The sequence below is a fragment of the Chryseobacterium sp. 14P4.3.2 genome (genome assembly GCF_057799275.1).
On record NZ_JBYOKO010000006.1, the window covers coordinates 12,582 to 36,165 of the forward strand.

The following is a 23,584-nucleotide window of genomic DNA, read 5'->3' on the forward strand; positions in this document are numbered from 1 at the left end:
CTATTGCCCGAAATAATAGTACTTACATTTGTGTTTATATTAATTTTTTTATCAATTTTTTCTGTCCGGAAAAAAATAACAGATAAAAAATCTTTTTTTTCAAGGGCAAAGATAAAAGATAATTTTTACCAAAACGACTATACTTCAATATATCTCGAATTTTTATTTGTCTCTCTCTTGTGAAAACATCAAGCTGATCAGACATTCTGTAGAAGATTTTTTCCTCTTTTACAAAGGCCAGATACGCCAGAAAGGAGTATACCCCTTCAAAAATCTGAAAATTTTTCAATTCTTGTTTTTTATGGGCATATTTAGATCTATCAAATGCTTGTTCTACATCAGTTACTGCTTTCAGTATATCCAATCCTTTTTCCGTATGAGTTTTCGTAATAGAATCTGTACGTTCAAGGTATTGATAGTGGAAATTCTGGGTCTGAGCAATTGCTTCGCATTCCAGCAAAAGCTGAGGAATAAGCTGAATATCTTCAAAATGAATACCTTTTTTAAATCTTTTCTGAGCAAAAAGTTCCTTTGCAAACAACTTGTTACAGGCAAAGTAACTGATATCTGAAAAAACTGAAAAGTTATTTTCAAGAATTATTTTTTCCGGCATATCGGGAAGCTGGGTTAGTTTTTGGACAACTTTTCCATTTTGATCTACTTTTTGAATATTGCAGATCACCATTTTTGTCTCATGTTTTTCTGCCAGCAGCATCATTTCTTCAAACATGACAGACGTTATATAATCATCGCTGTCTACAAAGCCTATATAATCTCCGGTTGCATGGTCAATACCAAAATTCCGGGCATCGCTCAGTCCGCCATTTTTTTTTGTAAAAGATTTTATTTTTTCAGGATATTTCTCGGCATAATGGGCAATAATTTCACCTGACCGATCTTTGCTTCCGTCATCTACTACCACAATCTCAATATTCTGGAGGGTCTGGTTAAGCAGAGAATCAAGGCATTTTTTCAAATAACGCTCAACATTGTAAACGGGAACAATAATGGAAACTTTTGAGGGAATCTTCGTCATACATTAAAATTTCGTCAGTCTTGCATTCAGCCATCCTTTTTTAGCTTCATCAAAATCTTTCCTGGAACACGGAATGCAATGATCTATATTTTCATCGTCACCAAAATACCACAAATTACTGAAAGTATCACGCTTAAATGCATATTGTCTATCATCAATCAGAACATAAAACATTTCATAGTGTCTTTCTTTGGGGTGTGACTGCTGAATATTGATTCCTTCGATCAGATACCATAGCATTTGTGCTAAAAGCTGGTGGTTCAGCTGATTTTCAGAATAAATATTATAATTAAAGATGCCTACAGATTTCAGATTTTCACTCAATCCGATTTCTTTCATATATGCACAAATTTCTCTTCTGTTGAGTCCATTTATCTGTGGGTTCATAGAAAAAGGCTCGCTGAAACTCTCAATACCATCACAATTTACTGTGACCATATCGGCTTTTCTGAAAAAAGGTTCTGTCTTTTCTGTAGAGTTCATCATTTCTGCAAGACGGATAATATCAAATTCTACTTCTTTAATCAATCTTACCGAATCCATTTCATTTAAGTGTTTTTGGTACCCTAAATGATGATAGTTTTTAATGGAAAAATTCTTAGCACCCAAAATCTTGCTCAAAAAGGTGTGTTCATTAATCGTTTCCCCCTGTTGAAGGGATATAATATTGCTAATCTGGGTGTAATTGATGCTGTTCTGATGAAAATTCAAAGCAGAAAATAATGAAAAGGCAAAGTCATTGGATCCACCTATAATGACAGGAAGTGCCCTTTTGTAATGACAGGCTGATAAAACTTCCTGAAGGATGTAATGGGTATCCTGAACAGATTTCCCGGATACTAAATCTCCAAGATCTACAATTGGAATTTCAAAGTCCAGTTGTGCCAGCTTATAAAATTCTTTTCTGACTGCAGTGAAATCCTGTACTTCTGCTTCTCCGCCAGCACCTCTGTAATCTGATACGAACAGCAGAACAATGCTGTCTTCTTTAATATCTTTTGTAATCCGATTTCCTATCTGCCAGCTTTCTGTCTTGAAATTTCTTGGTGAAATGATAAAGTCTTCGAAATCCATAGTATAATTTAATTTGAATAATAATAATTTATTGAATAACCCACTGTAACAAACATACAAAAAAACCACAGCAAATTGGCAATCTATGGCACTTTTTAACTTTCAAAAAAACAAAAAAAGCCTTCCCGAAAGAAGACTTTTTGCAAAATATGATGTTGTATTATTTTTTAATAAATTTAGAAGAGACGGCTCCTTTCGATGTACGAACAGTAATCATATATGTTCCTGGTGATAAAAAGCTCAAATTAATCTTTCCTTCTGAAAAACCAGCTTCCGCATTCATTATTTTCCGGCCGTTCAAATCTAAAATTTCATAATCTGTTATTTTTTCCTTTGATGTCAAGTGAAGAAAGTCTTTAACTGGGTTGGGGTAAATCTTCACAGCCTTCAATGCTACATCTGAAACTCCCAGACTACTTGTATTAAAAAAGTATTTGCGGGCTGTTCCCACGTACTGGGTCTGTCCTCCATACGCGATTGAATAAGCTCCAAATAATACGACTGAGTTTCCATATAATTCGAAACCTGCGTTGTATACATATTTATTAAGCATTTGCGGGGTAATAATTTTACCGTTTAAACCAAAGGAATTATCCAGATTTCCATTTTCATCCATTTTCAGCACGTAAGTATTGTACCATCCTGTTCCGGAAATCATAAATGTATTGTCCTGAAGGCGCACCGTCTTTATAGGAGTTGAATCAGACTGAACAGGAATAACAGCAATACCGGTATTTTTAAATGTTGTATCCAAAGTTCCGTTTGCATTAAGGCGATAAGTGATAAGTCCAAAACAATTGTTTCCATTACAAATACTTCCGGAACTTAATCCTAAGATTTTCCCATTATCCAAGAACATAAGATGTGCGCTGGTACCTGCATTCTGACCATACTGATAAAGGAAATTCCCTGAGGTTCCAAAAGAGGTGTCAAGTCCTCCATCAGGCAAAATTTTTGTAACCACTATTCTCTGATCGCTATTTGTGGCAACAATCTTCAGACCTGCTATAAAGATTTCGTTATCTGTATTGACTCTTACTTTGCTATATCGGTAACTGTTCCCTAAGGTCGCTACTCCATTATTTCCGAAAGCGGTATCAACAGTTCCGTTCGGTAAAAGACGAACAAGGGTATAGTTATAATTGGAATGTTTAAGTAGATAGATCTTCCCATTCTGGTCAACCTCTATGTCCACATATGATGCTCCCTGATTAAAAGAAGTAAAGCTATTTACAAAATTTCCCTCTGTATCTATTTTTTGAACACCGCCAAAGCCGTAATCCATGACAATATAATTACCGTCTCCTGCAGGTTTTATCCGGCCATAGGTTGACTGGGAAAACAATTTATACCCATAACCATTGAGAACAGAAGTATCTAATACCCCATTGGAAGTAAAACGGGCAATGAAGCCAGCCCCTACTGCTAAAACTTTTCCATCAGGAAGTTTTGCTGTAGCTTGTATCTGCAGCCCTCCGGACATTTGACTGCCGTTATAAAAAGCAAAATCAGTATATCCTCCACTAAAGCCGTAAGAGGTGTCCAGTAAGTTTTCCTGGGAAAAGAAGTTTAATGAAATAAACAGTCCTAAAAAGGATAAAATTTTGTGCATAAAATAAGATTTCACGGTACAGTTTGTTATATTAGTTTTTATAATTCCCAAATATATAAAATTAAACAAGGAATTCAGTAAAAGATAAAGCTGCTAAGGTTTATTAGCAGCATCACATTTTCAACAACTTGGTAAAACAAATCCGCCTCACCTATAATGTGAGACGGACTTTTTTATTCTAATTCGTGTACTAAATAATTAGCATTTTCCGAATGATTGGCTGATAATTGTTATTCCACCTATAATGATAGTAACTCTAATTCCTGTTGGAATTCCCCAGGTAGTACATATAGATAAACAAGCCTGACCAGCTGTTCCATTAGGAATGCTTAATGGTATACTGAAACAATATTTCCCAAAACCTAATGGTAAGTTGATGCAAACTTTATTGTTCTCAACAGTAATTGATATACACTCTGCTGTTACAAGAAGATAACCTGCGCTGGCATTAGCAAGGCTCAAATCTGAATCTGCCCCTGATGAGCGACGATTTGCCTGACTGTCTTCGTGTGATCTTTTTGCTGCCTCTAATGCGTTTGAAATAGCTTCTTCGCTAAATTTAAATTCTGACATGATTTTATAGTTTTTGTTTTCTTACTCATTTGGCTTTTCAGAATCCGCCTCGTTTTTAAAGTGGTTTCTGAACTCCACCGTTTGTAATATTACGGTGTAAAGATAGAGAATCAAAATACTGTATATCAGAGTCTTAATACTTAATCTTCCATTTACGTATTTATACTTAAAGCTAAGTGACAAGCACGTAAAGGTTATTGCTAAGCAATTTTTACATTTTTTGAAGTGATTATAAAGGAAAAAAAAAGATAAGTTAAAACCGATGTCATTTCATTTCTTTAGACCTGATTTTATAAAAGCAAAAAGCACAGACCGAAATCTGTGCTTTTATATTTTATTAGAGAATATTTATTTCTTTGCTGCAGGTTTCTTAGCTGCAGGTTTTTTCGCTGCTGTTGTTGTTTTCTTTGCAGTCGTTGCTTTCTTGGCTGCAGGCTTTTTCTTTTCTGCGAAGGCTTTAGGATCCTGATCTGTAATCCATTTTTTAACCTCATCTAAAGAAAGCTCTTTCAGCTCATCAGCATCATATTTTGTATCGTCTGCTTTCTTTGGAATTTTGAACATTGCTTTTCCAAATTTGATGAAAGGTCCCCATCTTCCGTTTTCGATAGAGATTTTCTCTTTTTCCCACTGCTGGATGTATCGGTTTGCTTCTTTTTCAAGTTTAGCATCAATAAGTTCATTGATGTCACTTTGAGAAAGATTGTCGAAGTTATATTTCTTCGGAACATTTACAAAAATATCTTTGTATTTGATGAATGGTCCGAATCTTCCTGTTCCTTTTGTTACAGGCTCTCCTTTATAATTTGCAATAGGTGCATCAGCGATTTTCTTTTCATTGATGATTTCTTCTGCGCGTTTCTGATCTACAGAAAGCGGATCTTCACCTTTTGGAATACTGATATAAGTTTCGCCCCATTTCACATAAGGACCAAATCTACCTACTCCTACAGAAACCGGATTCCCATCAACCTCATTTAAATCAAAAGGTAATTTGAACAGTTCCATTGCTTCTTCAAAAGTGATGGTTGCAATATTCTGACCTGTCATTAATGATGCAAAAACTGGTTTTTCTTCATCATCTGTTTCCCCAATCTGAATCATTGCTCCGAATCTTCCGATTCTTGCGTGAACATTTTTACCGGTTTTAGGATCCACTCCTAAAAGTCTGTCTCCTGTAGCACGGTCTGCATTTTCTTCTACATCTGCAATTCTCGGATGGAATTTTGAGTAGAAATTGGTCATCATTTCTTTCCACTTCTGGTCTCCACTTGCAATTTCGTCAAAACTTTCTTCTACTCTTGCTGTGAAACCGTAGTCCAGAATTTCTTTGAAGTTATCGGTAAGGAAATCATTCACAACTTCCCCAATATCTGTAGGAACGAATTTATTTTTATCCCCCCCGAATTTCTCTTCAAGAACTACTTTTTTTATTTTATCTTTTATCAGAGACATTTTGATCACTTCACGGGTGTGAGGTTCAATCTCTCTTTTATCTACATATTCTCTGTTCTGAATCGTTTGAATAGTGGGTGCATACGTAGATGGTCTACCAATTCCCAGTTCTTCAAGTTTTCTAACTAATCCTGCTTCCGTATATCTTGCACTTGGTCTTGTGAATTTTTCAGTAGCAGTAATGGTTTTATAATTTAATACTTCACCAATTTTTACTTTTGGCAATAGTTTTTCGTTGTTATCTTCATCATCATCTTCAGCTTTTACAATACCATAAGCTTTCAGGAAACCATCAAATATGATCACTTCTCCCTGTGCTTCGAAATGATGTGGCAATGATGCATTTCCAATTTCAATTACCGTCTTCTCAATTTTGGCATTCGCCATCTGAGAAGCAAGTGTTCTTCTATAAATTAATTGATATAGTTTACTCAGCTGAGCATCACCAATACTTTTCACTCCAAAATCTGTAGGACGGATTGCTTCGTGAGCTTCCTGTGCTGCAGCAGATTTAGTAGTATAGTTTCTTGGGGAAGAATATTCCGGTCCATATTCTGAGGTGATCTGTTTTTTTGCTCCTTCAATTGCTTCCTGGGAAAGGTTTACCGAGTCTGTTCTCATATAGGTAATAAACCCTTCTTCATACAGCCTCTGTGCAAGACGCATTGTATTGGTCACATTATATCCCAGTCTTGAAGAGGCTTCCTGCTGTAATGTAGAGGTTGTAAAAGGAGCAGATGCTGAACGTGTACCTGGTCTTGTTTCAACATTCAGAACTTTAAATTCTGTTGTCTTCGCCTGTTCAAGGAATTTTTCTGCATCTTCTTCTTTTTCGAAGTCTTTTTTCAGCTTGGCAGCAATTTCCTGCTCAGAGGTATTTAAGAAGATTCCGTCAAGTTTAAAGCTTGCTTTAGGTATAAATTCGCGAATCTCTTTTTCTCTTTCCACGATTAATCTTACTGCAACAGATTGTACTCTTCCTGCAGAAAGGCCTGGTTTTACTTTTTTCCATAAAACCGGAGACATTTCAAAACCTACAATTCTGTCCAACACTCTTCTAGCCTGCTGGGCATTCACTAAGTTTTGATCAATATCTCTTGGATTGTCAATTGCTTTTAGAATGGCGTTTTTGGTAATCTCATGGAAAACAATTCTTTTTCTGTTTTCCGGCTTCAGTTTCAATTCATCTGCTAAGTGCCATGCAATAGCTTCTCCTTCGCGGTCTTCATCGGAAGCAAGCCATACCATTTCGGCTTTCTTTACGGCAGCTTTTAATTCGGTTACCAATTTCTTTTTGTCTGCTGAAACTTCGTAATCAGGACTGAATGTAGTAAGATCAATACCCATTCCTTTTTTAGGGAGATCCCGGATATGTCCGAAGCTCGATTTCACTTCGAAATCCTTTCCTAAATATTTCTGAATAGTTTTTGCTTTGGCCGGGGACTCTACGATTACTAAATTTTTCGACATTCTAAAATTTTTGCAAAAGTAAAGCTTTTTTATTATATACTTTTTGATAAAGATTTTTAATTTAACAATAAAAGTGGTTTCTATCCTCTTTCAACAGCCATTCCAACAACAACCAACTCCTTTGTAATGTAGGCTTTAGCCCATTATATGTGTATCAATATTTGATAATATAGAATTTTTCATCAGTCATAATAGATGTAAAAATAATTTTATCAGTGAAAAAGCGGAATAGAACTTTTTATTCCGCTTTTAGAATTGTCATTTTCAAACTTTATCGTTTTATTATTTTTACAGTAGCTTCAGAATTATTTATTCTTATTAAATAAACTCCTGAGATCAGGGAAGAAACATCAATATGATCATCTTCAAACTCTCCGGAATTTACGAGCTGTCCTAATGCATTATACAGTTGATAGCTATAATCTTTATCTTCCTCACCTTTTAAGTAAAGAATGTCAGAAACCGGATTGGGGTATAAAAAAATTCTGTTTTCCTCAGCTTTCACATCAGTATTTATAGCACTCAGTGTTGAGCCATTCTGTATAATAGCAATTCTTGAAGCCGGCCCTTCCTCATTACCATCAGCATCGTATTTTATCTTCACGCACCGGCATCCTATACCAAAGTAAGGATCATTATTATCATGAAAAGCAATGATTCGATTGGTTGTAGAAGCGGCATCAAAAAGTACATTAATAGATCTTCCAAGGTAATTTGAAGTTAAGGCTCCCGTCCATATTGCAGGATATTGAAAATTAATCACGTTAAAGGTTCCCTGAGGAGACTGATTTGCTATTACGCTTCTGAATCCCCTTGATCCTGAATCCGGATAGTTTCCTATGGGATACGAAATACTATTAAACATATATCCAATCGTCGAATTGCCGGAATTTCTGACTCTGACTCCTGCATAATCGGTAACAATACTATAAGATGTAGCTATGTTTTTATCTTTTTTATACCAGGGAGTTTGTCCAAAATCAGTTCCTGAAACTAATGCTGAATTTGTCAAATCTGGAATCCTCCATCCTTCCGGACAGGGATCGAACGGAGACTTTTTCCCTCCCCTCCCCCATCTGTCCAATGCCAGATTAGGTTCTGTTGCCAGCCAGTCTGTTCCACTGGTGTAATTAGGTGTTGTGCTGTTAAAAGGGGCAAATATACTTGGAATCATGTATACTAAAGGGTTTTTAACGGAGTAAGATAATACTTTGGAGATTTTGTCCACAGGTTTGTCTGTAGCCTGTACATTAGAGGCTGCAGCATACGTAGTATAAGGTACGATATAATTACCCGAAAGGCTATTGTAAACGGCTGGAGTAAGGGTGCTATAGGAAACAGTTCCATTTGCTGCTGTAGTTCCTAAAAATATATTGAAAAAGTTTCTACTGTCTGCACTTTGAAATGTCGGTAGAGGGTCTTTTCTCCCCCACTGATAGTGTAACCCTGTGGATGCACTGATTTTTGACAACTCATCTGCAGTAGGTGAAGCAGGGTTTACAACATTAGGAAACACATCTGTAGCTCCCAAATTACGATCCATGAATATAGTCTGAAAGGGTACATCTGCCTTAGCAACATAGTTTACATAGTTTACAGCTGTATTTGACGCAGGCTCTGTTGTATAAGTATAAGACCCTACAGGTGAATCAGTCACCCAGATATGCCAGCTCCAATAGACCGGAGCCGATATACTGCCATTATGCAATGTCACTACAGCATTTCCACTTTGGCCAGGAGCAACTTCTACCGATATCCTTGAATTAATTATGTCCTGCAGTGAAGAAGGGGACGGATTCACCACTGTAATTTTATTAATAAGGTTTATGTTCGTTGTCCAGAGAACATTTGCTTTTAAGTTGTTAAAATTCGAAGGGTTTAGTATTTCGGAATTATTCAGCAGCTGATTCTGCATTGAAAATGCTTTACTTACGGGAATATTCACAACCGAACCTGACGTATTTTTAGTAATCTGATAGGTATTAGGGTTATCAATTCCTTCTCTGTACTCTGCCGCTGAAGGCAGGTATTCTGTAGGAAAGTCATAGTCGTTGATGCTATACAGAGGGTCTTTTATACATCTGCATCCATTTGCATCTGAAGTGTACATTCCGGAAAGGGGATAGTAATAATAACGTCCTTTAATATCAGGATAATTAGGATCCGGAATATCCGGCTGTCCTTTATCGGGAATCATAGAAAGCCCTCTTACGGTTACTGCCGGTGAAGCATCAAAAAATCTTGCCAGGGTTGCTGTCCAAAGCGCTATATGATGCTGATCAGTATATTGTCCCAAATGAGCACCTCTGATCAGCTGACCTGTTCCAGGAAATATTCCCATATTATATCCTCCTATGTTAGAAAGATCAAAGCCCAAATTAGAATACACTTTAAACCCGGTCATAAATGACGGCACTCCTGCATCGGTTGGTTTTATAATATAATATTTATTGTTTTCAAAAACATTTTTCGCCATATTGGTTTTTACTCCGAAAGGTGAAAAGTCTATTCTGATGTCGTCAACATAAGATGAAGAAGCCTGGTTAGCAACTAGTACAGAAGGTACGCGCCAACCATTAGGGCAAGGATCATAAGAAGATTTGTCTCTATATGGCTTTGCACTATCGTCGCTATTATAAACTGTTGAAATTTTACCCTGTGCATTATCAGACCAAAGGTTAAGTTCTGACAATCTGTTATCCGGCAGCACCGTAGATTTACCAAACCAATTGACAGGCAAATTGACGTTGTTATTGTAATACGCCTGTCCGGAATTATCATTTTTATTAATGTAGATAAGACTGAGAGGATTTTTTACAGAAAGCCTGATATTATTTGTTATCTCAGCATTGGAAAGCAGAACAAATTTTCTGAGATCGTCAATACTTGTTGCATTGTCCATATTCTTTGCTCCTCTATGCCGTATTCTTCCCACAGATCCCGAAACCTCATAGAAATCATTCCCTCTGGTTACTAATGGCGGAATAGGATCCTTCCTCCCCCACTGGTAAAGAAGCCCCATGCTCTTGTTCCAATCTGATGAAGTGATAGAAGCAGAAAGTGCTCCCAGATTCCTATCCATCCATTTCCAATCAGAATCGGGAATCAACTCAACAGTTCCATCCGTTTTCATTCTTTTAATACTGCTGAAACTTTTGTAAGATACTCCATTAGTAGGATCATCCGTCACCCAGATATGCCAGCTCCAATAAATCTCACCATCCACTCTTAATGCTACCACAGCATTTCCTTTTCTTATTTTGTTGATTGGGACTTTTATTTTTGCATCCTGTCCGGAACCAACAATTTCCAGGGCATAATTTACTCCCGACTTTATCAGTCCATGACTGTCTTCCCAGAGTACATCTGCTGTGACCGTTCCTGCAGGAATACCAGTTCCACTGAGATATCCGGTTCCATCCCACATAGCATACGCTTTCTTTACCGGTACCAGCAAGCCCTCACTATTCTGATTGGGATCGAATATATAACTATTAGGAGCTTTTTTCCAATCCGGAATCAACAGCTTAGCATGAACAGACTTTCCAAGGGAGTCTTCTTTCTTAACTAATCCATCATTTATGTGTCCAATCAAGGAAAGATTTTCCTTTAATAAGATGTTCCCTTTAAAACAAATTCCCATCAACACTAGGCAAAAAACTGCCGCTAATTTTTCAATTAACCTTTTCATATTTTATGGATTTGGGTATATCATTATTGAGATACAACTTTTAAGCCCATATCAATAAAATTGAATTATTTAACAAATAAATTCAACATATTATGATTATGTTATTAATAAAACACTAAATAATCTTTAAAACAACACAAAAACAAAAAAGACAGCTAAAAAAGCTGTCTTACAATTTATTTAAGTTAAATCTCCCTATGGAAGTATGTGATTTTTATATCGCTCTATAGAAAATCGCCCAGCCTTGATATTATTAAATAGACCAAATACAACGAAGTTAAAGACAACCAGTGAAATGATGAATGCATAGATCATGTTCTTTACTCTCGGCGCCACCACATACATTGCATTCGGAATAATGATATAGGAGAATCCAATGAATGCTCCCGCAAGCCTTGATGAAAATATCGGGTTATTTCTAAAAATAAAATAAAGGCAAACTCCTATAACCGCATAGTTCCGATGATATTCATAGTATGGATAAAGTTTTTTCATCTTCGTATCAAAAACAAAAAGGAAAAAGGTCAGAATAGCCATCATCACTTCCGGAATACCTATACCACCATTCAGTCGCTGCACACTCTCATCCATATATCCGTTAAAGCCTTCTACAAGTGTACTTTCCGATGCCATGCCATCCAGAAAACTACCAAAAACCCTGTAGATCTCAAACGGAGACAGGAAAACAGAACCAATAATCATGATCAGCATCACCGTTTTATTCAACGGAACACGAGCCAGCCAATACATAGGTAAAAAAAGATAACATACACTGTGTATACCTGAGCCTATGAATATGAAAAACAGGTAATGCCAGAACTTACGCTCTTTGATATAGCGTATTGCAAAATAAACAATGAAAGTTCCCAAATTTTGCCTTATCTGTCCACTTTCCCCAATGAAAAAGTTGGGAATAAACATAAACAGGGTAAAAGTAAATGGATAAAAGGTATTATCTTCTGTGTACTCTACTTTAAAGATCATGGCAAAAATAGCAATAACTAAAGTCAGCATGTAAAAAGGCGCATCAAAGATATTGAGCAGTATTTTATTAATTAAAGTATAGAGCCACTCTACATCAAGGTTTTCTGTACCCTCCAGATGGAGCATTTTCATAAAGATAGAGTAATAGCTCTTGGTATCAGAATAAATATAAATTCCTTTATAACTTCCATAATCCGGCCCTACATCATCTCTAAGTCCAACAATGATAATAAAATACACGGCTAAAAACCAAAACCATTTCTTATCCACTTTTTTACCAAAAACCTCCTTAATACTGAAAAACAGCATATAGACAATCGCAATTAGATAATATGGGTGTAATAAACTCATGTTAAATCTCTGATGTTTTTTTAAATTGATGGTATGCTATTATAATTCCGGTAAGAATTAAAGGCAGAAAAAGTCTTACTTCCCAAAAAAGCCCCACCAAGGTAATCATAAGAAGATAGGGAATTGAAAAAAAGAGATATTTTCCAAAAACAGTTCTGTTTTCATTATCCACACAAAGCCTATATATAAAATAAAGTATAATTACTGCAAAAAGCAGCCCTGCAAGATTGAATGGACTGGAAAAGTTTCTATTGATATAAAATCCTTCTACAAAAGTAGTCTCTTCCTGTATAAAAAGAGCTCTGAGCCCCAGATAAGGAACAATAAAAGCAATAACAAGGGGAATTATTTTCCAAATTATCTGATAATTACCTCTTTTAAGGTCATTTAAATTGAAAAATACCGCAGCAAAAAAAGCGATATTAATACATGCCGTTTCCCTTACAAATGTGGAGAATACAATAAGAATAATTAAAGAGTAAAAGAATATATTTTTTTGAGTATGTAAATATTTCAGTGTAAAAAAAATACCTGCCAAATAACAAAAAAGAGCAATAGTGTCACAATTTGTTGGCGCATACTGGGTAATTACAATAAAGAAAACGGATAAGAGATGAATAATTCTTTTTGCATTAAGATTCAAAAGAAAGCCTCCAGCTTTAAGCTTAAATATTGCATTTAAAATTAATGAACACAAAATAAAAAACACACTATTCATTAGGAAAAGCCCGTGATAGAATGGGGTCCCGTTCTTGGACAGGAAATCTTTAAAAAAGGAAAAAGGACCATTGATCAGATAATACATCATATCTGTCATATACACACTGAGATAATTGGGAATCACTCTGTAAGCATAAACAGAGGAGAATAAAAATTCGGGGGTTTTTTCTGATGTTTTTAATCTTGTATAAGCAGATTCAAATCCATAATACGACATAGCAAACAGCAGAAGCGGAAGTACTATTACAAATAGGAATCCGTTTATTTTTTCATCATTTCTTTTCAACATATCTAAAACAGATTCTTATTTTTTAATAATAATTGTGATTTAAAATACATTTTGTTAGCGGGGAACTTTTGCAAAAGTAGAATATTTTTTCATTCTTCCTAGAATATTTTATTGATTTTCAGCTAAACTTCTCGTCTAACTATTTTGAACTAACTCTTAAAAAATTAAATTTGCACACTTGATTTAAACAAAATGCATCGCTTTTTTATATTTTTATATTACCTGATCTCCAAAAACAAAACCCTGTCTGTATTTACAGCCTTAGGAATTGCCGCTTTATGCATTTTCTTTGCTTCAAAAATCAATTTCGAGGAAGACATTAATCAGATTATTCCTAAAAATGAAAAATCGGATCTTACAGCAAAGGTTATTAAACAGCTTAATTTTTCGGATAAGATCATTGTCATTATAGAAAACAAGTCTCATGAAGACAGCTTTCAGCTTTCTGAAACCGCAGATACTTTTTTGCAAAAAATAAAGCCTTTGCATCAATACATTGGTTCTGTTCAGGGAAAAGTAAATGATAATGAGATTTCAGAAACATTTGACTTTGTCAGTCAAAACCTTCCATTATTCTTAAATGAAAACGATTATAAAGAAATTGACAGAAAGCTTCAAAAAGACAGTATAGCTACACAGGTAGAGAACAATTATATTTCGCTGGCATCTCCTACAAGTCTTGTGACAAAGGAATTTATCAAAAAAGATCCTTTGGGACTCACTTTTTTAGGGATTAAAAAATTAAATGCCTTAAACATCAGTAAAGATTTCAAACTTGAAGACAGTTATATTGTAACCAAAGATGGCAAGAATCTGTTACTTTTCATTGATCCCAAAAATAAGAGCAATGACACTAAGGGAAACGAAGCTTTCGTCGATCAGCTTAACACAATAAAAGACGATATCAATAAACAGTTCAAAGGAAAAACAGAACTCAGCTATTTCGGATCTCCGGTGATTGCAGTAGCCAATGCCAAACAAATAAAGAAAGATATCCAGAATACGGTTGTCATTTCTATGACCGTACTTTTGATTCTGCTTATTTATTATTTCAGAAATTTCTTTACTCCCATTATTGTTTTTCTTCCGACTGCTTTTTCGGTGTTGCTAGCTTTATTGGCTTTATACTTTATTAAAGATAAAATTTCCGCAATCTCATTGAGTGTAGGGGCTATTCTTATCGGAATCACGATAGATTATGCGCTGCATATTCTGACACATTATAAGCACAACAATAATATTGAAGAACTTTACAAGGAAATTACCCAGCCTATTGTACTGAGCAGCGCTACTACCGCAGTTTCATTCCTGTGCCTTGTTTTTGTACGCTCTGAAGCATTGAAGGACTTAGGACTTTTTGCTGCTATTACCGTCATTCTTTCTTCTGTTACAGCATTGATTATCGTTCCCCAATTATACACGCCTAAAGTAGTGGATGATACACATCATTCAAATTTTATCGACAGGATCGGGTCTTATCCCTACGAGAAAAACAAACCTCTAATTATTGGCTGTTCGATCATTATTTTAGCCTGTCTGTTTGGATTCAGGCATGTAGGTTTTAATGAAGATATTGGCGATCTGAATTATATTCCCAAGGAATTAAAGATCAGTGAAGCCAAACTTCAAAAACTTTCAGATATCACTTCAAAGTCTATTTACACCATCTCGTATGGAAATTCTGAAGAAGAGGCACTGGAAAGAAACTCAAAACTAAGCAGCTTCCTTGAAAAAGAGAAACAGGAAGGTAAAATACTAAGTTATAATTCCATTGGAAACATTGTACTTTCAGAAAAAGACCAGCAAAAGAAAATTGAGGATTGGAAAAGTTTCTGGAATGATCATAAAAAGAACCAGACTATTTCTGAGCTGATCAGCAATGGAAACAAATTCGGGTTCAACCGATCTGCTTTTGATAATTTCAACGGGCTTTTAAATAAAGACTACAATACTTTAAGCCTGAAGGATTATGAAAAGATAAAAGCTCTTCAAATTTCCGAATTTCTGAGCGATGAAAATGGGTTTTATACGGTATCTAATGTTGTAAAAGTAGATGAAAACAAAAGAGATACCTTCATCAAAGATATTGAAAAGAAACATGACGCCCTTGCGATTGACCGCCAGCAGATGAATGAAAATTTCCTGGGCCTGCTGAAAAGAGACTTTACCACACTAATCAATTATTCTCTTTTAGCCATTGTTTTAACGATCATTGTTTTCTTCAGAAATCTTGAATTAACCATTCTTACTATGTTCCCGATTGTTTTAACAGGAGTGGTAACAGCGGGAATTCTTTATTTTTTAGGGCTTGAATTAAATATATTCAGTACAGTAGTCTGTACTCTGGTGTTCGGTGTTGGGGATGATTTCAGTATTTTCCTGACCCAGGCCATGCAAAAAGAACATACTACAGGAAAGAATGAACTGCCCACCTATAGAACCTCAATCATTCTTGCTGTTTTTACAACCATTCTTTCTATCGGATCTCTGATCTTCGCAAAACATCCTGCCCTTCATTCTTTAGCTTTGGTTGCGTTGATTGGAATGTTCTCAGTGATTATCATTACGTCTACCTTATATCCATTCTGGTTTAGGCTGTTGATTACAAACCGGGCAAAAAAAGGACTTTCTCCGATTACTTTAAGATTACTGTTACGAGCAATATTCTCATTCACATATTATGGGTTGGGAGGATTGATATTTTCTGCTTTCGGCAGTATCTTTGTTAAAAACTCTAAAGGCAGAACCTTAGATATTATTAAATTAATCCTAGCCAAGTTCCTGACATCCGTACTTTATTCAACTCCTTTTGTAAAGAAAAGGGTTATCAGAAATACAGCAGAAGATTTCAGCAAACCGGCTGTTATCATTGCCAATCATACGTCGTTCTTGGACACCTTAGCCATCGCCATGGCTACCCACAAAATCATTTACCTGGTTAATGATTGGGTATATGACTCACCGGTTTTTGGAAAACTCGTTAAGGCACTTGGCTTTTATCCGGTTTCCCAAGGCATTGAAAACGGAATGGATCAGCTGAAAGAAAAAATTGCACAGGGATACTCTCTGGTAGTTTTCCCTGAAGCTGAACGTTCTTATACCAATGATGTCAAAAGATTTCATAAAGGGGCGTTTTATCTTGCGGAACAATTTGGACTGGATATACTTCCTCTTTACATCCATGGAAATTCTGAGGTATTACCAAAAGGTGACTTCATTATCTATGATGGAAGTATTACCGTTAAAGTGGGTAACAGGATCAGTAAAGATGATATGACTTTCGGCAAAAACTATTCTGAGAGAACAAAAAAGATCAATGCCTATTTCAGAGAAGAATTTGCTAAATTGAGAGAGGAAATAGAGAATGAAAATTATTTCAAAAATAAATTATTCCTGAGCTTCCTCTATAAAGACAGTGAGGTGGTAAAAGAAGTCAAAAAAGATTTTAAAACTCATAAATTGGCATACTTTGAGCTTAATAAACATATACCTAATGATGCGAGCATTCTTCATATTGCAGATGATTTCGGACAAACAGATGTTTTGTTAACTTTATATCAGGCCAGCCGAAGAGTTTTCTCATTAATCAGGGATAATGATAAGAGAGCTACAGCAGCACATAGCTATCTGGTCAAAAGAAGGAAGATCCAGTATATAAGAGAATTTTCAGAGATCAACAAAATCATTGATGTCCTTCTGGTTTCGGATGACAGTTTTAGCATGAATAATATTAAGGTTCTTCCTGAAACCATCATTTTTATAAATATAAAAAATACAGGGTTTGAAAACAAAAATTATACATTAGAATGGAGTTCTGAATCCTTAAAAGTATTTAAAACCAAATAATAAATATGAAAAACATATTTTTGTAAACGCTAAAGAAAACTAATGAAGAAAAATATACTTATAATATATTATTCACAAACCGGTCAACTTGAAGATATTGTGAGAAACATAGCGAAGCCTTTTGAAGCCCAAAAGGATGAGTATGACATTACCTATTATAATATTAAACTAAAGGAAGATTTTCCTTACCCATGGCCCGGAGATGTTTTTTTCGACACTTTTCCGGAATCTTATTTACAGATCCCGAAAGAGATTTTTCCTCCTTCAGAAGAAATACTGAACAAAAAATATGACCTTATCCTGTTTGGATATCAGGTTTGGTTCCTTACCCCGTCTATCCCCATCATTTCATTCCTGAAAAGCAGCTATGCAGAAAAAATCCTTAAAGACACACCTGTGATTACCATTTCCGGAACCAGGAATATGTGGATGCTTTCTCAGGAAAAACTAAAAGTTTATCTGAGAGATCTAAAAGCGAAACTTGCAGGAAATATAGCTCTGGTAGACAGGCATGACAATTATACGAGTGTATTAACCATTATCCGGTGGCTTACAACGGGACAAAAAGAAAAATCAGGACTACTTCCGGCAGCCGGAGTTTCTGATGAAGAAATTGCAGGTTCTGTAAAGTATGGAGAAATTATCGAAAAGCACTTTAAAAACAATGATCTGAGCGACTTACAGCCGGACTTGGTAAAAAACGGAGCCGTTGAAATCCGCCCTTTCCTGGTTCGTGTAGAAAAGGTAGGAAATAAGATTTTTACAATATGGTCTAATCTGATTATCAAGAAAAAAGAGAAACGTCCATTGCTGATAAAATTCTTTAAGGTATATTTGATGGCTGCGATATGGATCATCTCACCTGTCGTTTTGGTGTTACACCTACTTACAACCCCTATCTTTTGGTTTAAAAGACAAAGACAAAAAACATATTTACAAGGAATTAATTTAAAATAGAATGTACGACGTATTTATAACAAAGGCTTCAAAATTTTTACCCAATGAGCCGGTATCGAATGCTGAAATGGAGACTTATCTTGGCCTTATCAATGACGCACCTTCTAAAGCAAAATCGCTTATTTTAAGAAACAATAAAATTACAACAAGATATTACGCTTTAGATAAAGAAGGAAATCCTACGCATTCCAATGCGCAGCTCACAGCAAAAGCAGTTGAAGGACTTTTTGATGAAAATTTCAAAAAGGAAGATATGAAATTATTATCTGTAGGAACAACGTCACCAGACCAGATTCAGCCATCACACGCTTCTATGGTCCACGGTGAACTGAACATCGGAAAATCTATTGAGATTAATACCGCAACAGGTCTTTGCAACTCAGGTATGAATGCTCTGAACTACGGCTTCCTTTCTGTAAAAGCCGGTGTACAGGACAGTGCAGTATGTGCAGGTTCCGAAAGAATGTCTGCATGGATGACCGCTGATAAATTCAATCATGAAGCTGAAAACTTAAAATTACTGGAAGAAAGACCTATCGTTGCCTTCAAAAGAGAATTCCTGAGATGGATGCTTTCTGATGGAGCAGGGGCTTTCTTGTTGCAAAACAAACCAAGAGAAAACAGTATTTCATTAAAAATAGATTTTATAGATTTCTACTCTTATGCTCACGAAATCGAAGCGTGTATGTACGCAGGATGTGACAAACAGGAAGACGGAAGCCTTAAATCCTGGGCAGACTATCCTTCAGATGAATGGCTGAAGCAGTCTATTTTTGCAATAAAGCAGGATACTAAAATTCTGGATAAATATATTCTGGTAAAAGGGGCAGAAAGCTTAAGAACTTCTTTTGACAAGCATAATTTAGATCCTGAAAAAATTGATCATGTGTTAGCTCATATTTCTTCCGGTTATTTCAAAGATGGCCTGAAAGAGGAATTTGCTAAAAAAGACATGGATTTTCCTGCAGAAAAATGGTTCTACAACCTCTCTGAAGTCGGAAATATTGGTGCCGGATCTATCTTTATAGCATTAGAAGAGCTCATGAATTCGGGAAAACTGAAAAAAGGCGAAAAAGTACTTCTTTGTGTTCCGGAAAGTGGAAGATTCGCTTACTCTTGTGCTTTATTAACGGTTTGCTAATGGAGAACATACTGCCAACATCCGATAAAGATTTTGTACAAAGCCTTATTCCTCAAAGAGCGCCTTTTGTAATGGTGCATGAGCTTTCCGAATATTCTGAAAGCCACCTTATCGCAGGATTTGAAATAAAGGAAGATAATCTGTTTGTACAAGACGGAACCTTTCAGGCTTCGGGCTTAATTGAGCATCAGGCACAGAGCGTAGCACTTCATACAGGATATAAATATTATCTCCTGGGAAAGGATGCGCCTACAGGATACATCGGGGCGATCAAATCATTTGAAGCTCAGGTATTGCCTAAAACAGGAGATCTGCTGAAATCTGAGGTCACCATCCTCAATGAAGTAATGGGAGTAACCCTCGTAGATATCGTTACCAAACTAAATGGCGAAGTGATTGCAAAATCTCAAATGAAAACTGCTGTAAAATAACTGAAAATGGAAATCAGGGAAGAAAATATCATTAATATACACAACTTTTTACCTCATCGCGAACCGATGCTGATGGCAGACTATATTCTTGAGCTGACCCAGGAAAAAGTAGTGACTTCCTTTGAAATAAAAGAAGACAATATATTTGTTCACAATAATGAGTTTGTGGAAGCCGGTTTAATTGAAAACCTTGCACAGACCTGCTCATCTATTCTTGGACAAAGTTTCTTCGAAAATCCGGAAGCTGATACTAAAGTGATAGGTTTTATTACCAACATCAAGAAAATTGAAATTTTTGCCCTTCCAAAAGTGAATGATAAAATTATTTCAAAAGCATCACTGATTTCCCAGTTTGAAAATATCTGCCACATCTTCTGCGAAACATTTAATAATGATGAATTGTTGATCAGAGCAGAAATCAATCTTTTTATTCAGGAAGTGAAATCGTAAATTCCGATTCAAAATAAATAGAAAAGCTGTACCTCAATGTACGGCTTTTTTGTTTCAGATCAATAACCAAGGGTTATTAAGTACTTGTGAATATTTGTATTTAAAAAATTTATATTTTGGCTAAAGCTCTCCCCTGTTGAATTATTATAAATGGTATAATAAATCCTGAAAACCTATATTATCCTGGTAATAAAAAAATATATTTCACGTGAAACATTCCGTAAAACTGCAAAATTCAGACGATCTTTAAAAATAGAAAGCGGAGCATTTCTGCCCCGCTTTCAGACTTATTTTAAATCAAAAAAAAGAATTAATATCCAAAGATCTCTTCAAGAGACACCTCCTGGAATTCTCCCATTTTGTTGACAGATTCCATATTCAGATTTTCTTTCTTACCAATAATCGCTGTATTGTATTTTACAGGCTTAACTTCAGTATTATAGAATTCTGTAAGCTGTGGTAATGTCAGCCCCTGGATTTCAGAATAAATATCTTTTCTGATATCATAGTCTACCCCAAGCTTTTTCAATGCCAACTGATTGAAGAAGATATTCGTTCTGTTGATTCTGTTGGAAGCAATCTGCTTCAATGCAGAACCTTTTGAGTTCTCAAACTGTGCAGGGATCTGTGGTAGTGCTACCATCAGTTCATTCATTGCATTTACAGCCAAAGGAAGCTTATTAGACTGCGTTCCAATATAATTGGTAATATAGTTCGCATGTCCTTTTTCCGAAGCATTAGCATAAGAAACATAAGCAGTATATGCCAGTGACTTACTTTCTCTGATCTCCTGGAAAACGATAGAAGAAAGTCCTCTTCCAAAGTATTCATTGAAAACATTAGCTTTTCCGAAGTTGCTAAGATTTACATTGCTTCCTTTTGCCACCTTAGCCATTTCCATTTGTACCATGTCATAGTTTGTGAAATATACTTTACCTGTCGTAGCTTGTTCCGCATATTCCTTAGCTTTTGCAGGCTGAAGGCTTGTATTGGTGATATACGGTTTTACCGCTTTTTCCAACCCTGCCTGATCCTGTCCGTAAAGAAGTACCTGATAAGGATGCTGGTTCAGGGTTTTTATTTTCTTCATCAATTCTGCAGCGTCAATGTTTTCAAGACGTTCCTTGGAAACTATATCCGTCATTCTTGAATTTTTACCATATTTCGCATAGTTTGAAAGCGCAGACATAATTCTCACTTTATCTTTCTTAGCGACCGCTCTTGATTCAAGAATTGTTTTTACCGTTTGATCATAAATAGTTTTATCCGGCTTCACATTGGTCATCCAGTGATTCATCAGCTCCACCCCTTTCTTCATATTGCTTTCAAGGCCACTCAGTGAGATCACCATCTGATCATTTGAAGTTCTTATGGTATAGCTGATTCCCAGTTTATAGAACTCTTCCTTCAATTGTTCAGGAGTATATTTATCCGTTCCAAGGTATTCAAAAATAGTTCCTGCAATAGAAAGCTCTTTATCATTATCTGTTCCGAAAGGGAAAATATAACTTACCTGAGCTATCTCATTGTACTTATTTTTTACAAAACTTACTTTTTTGTCTTTCACCTGTGAAGTCTGAATAGCTGCTTTATAGTCTATAAACTCAGGTTTGATTTCTGTTACTTTTGTATTTAAAATATCTTTAAGGAAAGGCGACTGTGCATCTCTGTTCAGTTTAATTGGAGTAATCCCAGGATTTTCAACACGTACCAGCTTATCATTCACTCCTTTTTCCTTATAAACAACTACATAATTGTTTTTGAAGAAATCATTGGCAAACTTTACAACCTCCGCCTTAGTGATTCTGTCATATTGATTGATCTCATCAAGTTCCTGTTCCCAGGTTCTTCCTTTAATATAAGAATCATAAAGCTCTGTAGCCAATCCGTCAGCAGTTTCCCAGTCTTTCATGCGCTGAACTTTTTTATCATTTACGATAGCCTTCAGCATCCAGTCCGGGAACTGTCCTTTTTTCACAAGATCCAGCTGATCCATCAATAGCTTTTTCGCGTCATCAAAGCTTTGTCCCTCTTTAGGAGTAACTACCAATGCAAATGAACCATACATCTTGAAAGGAGATTCATAAGCCCCCGCTCCAAGAGTTTTTTGCTTTTGATTGATATTAAGGTCAATTAATCCCGCATCTCCTCTGTTGCTGAGAATTTCAGCGACTACATCTGCTAATCTTGCCTCCTGCGTTCCATAAGAGTCTGTTCTCCAGGCAATCGTCATTCTTGGTGTAGAAGGACTTTTTACAGTTCTTGTAACAACCTGCGTCATCGGCTCCTCTGTAACCATTTTTTTCATCGGAAGTTCTTTGTACTTGAAAGAACCGAAATATTGATCAACTAATTTTATAGTTTTGTCAAAATCAAGATCTCCCACCAATACTACCGCCATATTGTTTGGTACGTAGTAGGTATCAAAATATTTATGAATAGCTTCCATTGAAGGGCTCTTCAGATGCTCGGAAGTACCAATCGTTGTCTGCTGTCCGTTCGGGTGTTTTGGGAAAAGAGCTTCCATCAAAGCATAGTTTACAAGACGTCCGTCGTTATCCTGCGCTCTGTTGTACTCTTCATATACCGCTTCAAGTTCTGTATGGAAAAGACGTAATACCAATTCTGAAAAACGTTCCTTTTCTACTCTCAGCCATTTTTCCAGCTCATTCGAAGGAATATTATTTTTATAAACCGTTTCATCCAGCCATGTATGAGCATTTGTTCCGGTAGCTCCTAATGAAGAAATGGCCTTATCATACTCATTGGCAATAGCATATTTTGAAGCTTCCTGAGAAACCTGATCAATTTTTTTATAAAGTTCCTTCTTTTTTTCAGGATCTTTTTCAGCTTTATGCTGTTCGTAAAGATCTGAAATCTGCTGTAACAAAACTTTTTCTTTTGCCCAATCCTGAGTTCCCAGATGTGAAGTTCCCTTGAAAACCATATGCTCCAGATAGTGAGCCAATCCTGTGTTATCACTCGGATCGTTGTTTGATCCTGTTCTCACTGGAATATACGTCTGAATTCTTGGCGCGTCTTCATTTTTTGCCAGATAAACCTTTAATCCGTTTTTCAGGGTATAAACTCTTACACCTGCCTGATCATTCTTGACCGTTTCATAAGTATAACCCTGAGCATCAGTCAGCTTTTGGGTATCAAATTTCTGAGCCATAGCGCTTATCATATAGAAAAGCGAAACAGAAATAAAAAACTTCTTCATAGTTGTTATTTGTTAGTTATTTTTATCAAATTCTTACACCATTAGTCTTCTTATATAACACACTTGTTACAGCTGTTTTATTACATATCTAAATTATAAGCCCTAACAGAGTATTGCTTAAGATCCTTTTATTTCATATTAGTTAAAACCGGTCTTCCTAAAATGGACAAAACTTTTTTTTAAACAAACATTAAATTGAACTATCAATTCTTATACTGCCTCTGTTTCACTACAATACCGTCTTTCCGTTTAATATGATTTACATATAATGTATTTTCACT

At 35.8% G+C, this 23,584-nt stretch carries 14 protein-coding genes; 5 read left to right on the plus strand and 9 right to left on the minus strand.

The window, feature by feature from the left end:
* Positions 1–34: 34 nt before the first annotated feature.
* From AC27VX_RS10725 to AC27VX_RS10760, 8 genes are all read right to left on the minus strand, one after another.
* A complete protein-coding gene (locus AC27VX_RS10725) occupies positions 35–1,036 on the minus strand; it encodes a glycosyltransferase family 2 protein (protein ID WP_488695522.1) in 1,002 nt (333 codons plus the stop codon).
* 3 nt (positions 1,037–1,039) lie between these two features.
* Entirely contained in the window at positions 1,040–2,110 is a 1,071-nt protein-coding gene (locus AC27VX_RS10730) for a formimidoylglutamase (RefSeq protein ID WP_236856351.1), read from the minus strand.
* A gap of 160 nt (positions 2,111–2,270) precedes the next feature.
* The gene (locus AC27VX_RS10735) at positions 2,271–3,722 is read right to left on the minus strand and encodes a T9SS type A sorting domain-containing protein (protein WP_488695525.1); all 1,452 of its coding nucleotides are present in this window, start codon (positions 3,720–3,722) and stop codon (positions 2,271–2,273) included.
* Between the two features lie 198 nt (positions 3,723–3,920).
* Entirely contained in the window at positions 3,921–4,295 is a 375-nt protein-coding gene (locus AC27VX_RS10740; protein ID WP_236856353.1) for a hypothetical protein, read from the minus strand.
* A 348-nt stretch (positions 4,296–4,643) separates the two neighbouring features.
* Positions 4,644–7,220, minus strand: a complete 2,577-nt coding sequence (gene topA, locus AC27VX_RS10745; RefSeq protein WP_488695527.1) for a type I DNA topoisomerase — start codon at positions 7,218–7,220, stop codon at positions 4,644–4,646.
* A gap of 271 nt (positions 7,221–7,491) precedes the next feature.
* Positions 7,492–10,911, minus strand: a complete 3,420-nt coding sequence (locus tag AC27VX_RS10750; protein WP_488695529.1) for a T9SS type A sorting domain-containing protein — start codon at positions 10,909–10,911, stop codon at positions 7,492–7,494.
* 195 nt (positions 10,912–11,106) lie between these two features.
* Complete coding sequence (locus tag AC27VX_RS10755; RefSeq protein WP_236856355.1) at positions 11,107–12,246, minus strand: EpsG family protein; 1,140 nt, start codon at positions 12,244–12,246, stop codon at positions 11,107–11,109.
* A gap of 1 nt (position 12,247) precedes the next feature.
* Positions 12,248–13,255 (minus strand): hypothetical protein, encoded by a 1,008-nt coding sequence (locus AC27VX_RS10760; protein WP_488695531.1) that lies wholly within the window; start codon positions 13,253–13,255, stop codon positions 12,248–12,250.
* 192 nt (positions 13,256–13,447) lie between these two features.
* Here AC27VX_RS10760 and AC27VX_RS10765 point away from each other — a divergent pair, with 192 nt between their 5' ends.
* The 5 genes from AC27VX_RS10765 to AC27VX_RS10785 are packed head-to-tail and all read left to right on the plus strand — an operon-like array spanning position 13,448 to position 20,080.
* Positions 13,448–17,101, plus strand: coding sequence for an MMPL family transporter (locus AC27VX_RS10765; protein WP_488695533.1), 3,654 nt, complete (start codon positions 13,448–13,450; stop codon positions 17,099–17,101).
* A gap of 42 nt (positions 17,102–17,143) precedes the next feature.
* A complete protein-coding gene (locus AC27VX_RS10770; protein ID WP_236856358.1) occupies positions 17,144–18,058 on the plus strand; it encodes a dialkylrecorsinol condensing enzyme DarA in 915 nt (304 codons plus the stop codon).
* 1 nt (position 18,059) lies between these two features.
* The gene (gene darB, locus AC27VX_RS10775) at positions 18,060–19,199 is read left to right on the plus strand and encodes a dialkylresorcinol biosynthesis protein DarB (RefSeq protein WP_488695535.1); all 1,140 of its coding nucleotides are present in this window, start codon (positions 18,060–18,062) and stop codon (positions 19,197–19,199) included.
* Entirely contained in the window at positions 19,199–19,630 is a 432-nt protein-coding gene (locus tag AC27VX_RS10780) for a hotdog family protein (RefSeq protein WP_236856360.1), read from the plus strand. Before darB ends, AC27VX_RS10780 begins: the two co-directional genes overlap by 1 nt.
* 6 nt (positions 19,631–19,636) lie before the next feature.
* On the plus strand, positions 19,637–20,080 hold the full coding sequence (locus AC27VX_RS10785) for a hotdog family protein (protein WP_488695538.1): 444 nt from the start codon (positions 19,637–19,639) through the stop codon (positions 20,078–20,080).
* 310 nt (positions 20,081–20,390) lie between these two features.
* Here the strand turns inward: AC27VX_RS10785 and AC27VX_RS10790 are convergent, their stop codons facing one another.
* Positions 20,391–23,303, minus strand: a complete 2,913-nt coding sequence (locus tag AC27VX_RS10790; protein ID WP_236856362.1) for a M16 family metallopeptidase — start codon at positions 23,301–23,303, stop codon at positions 20,391–20,393.
* Positions 23,304–23,584: the final 281 nt, after the last annotated feature.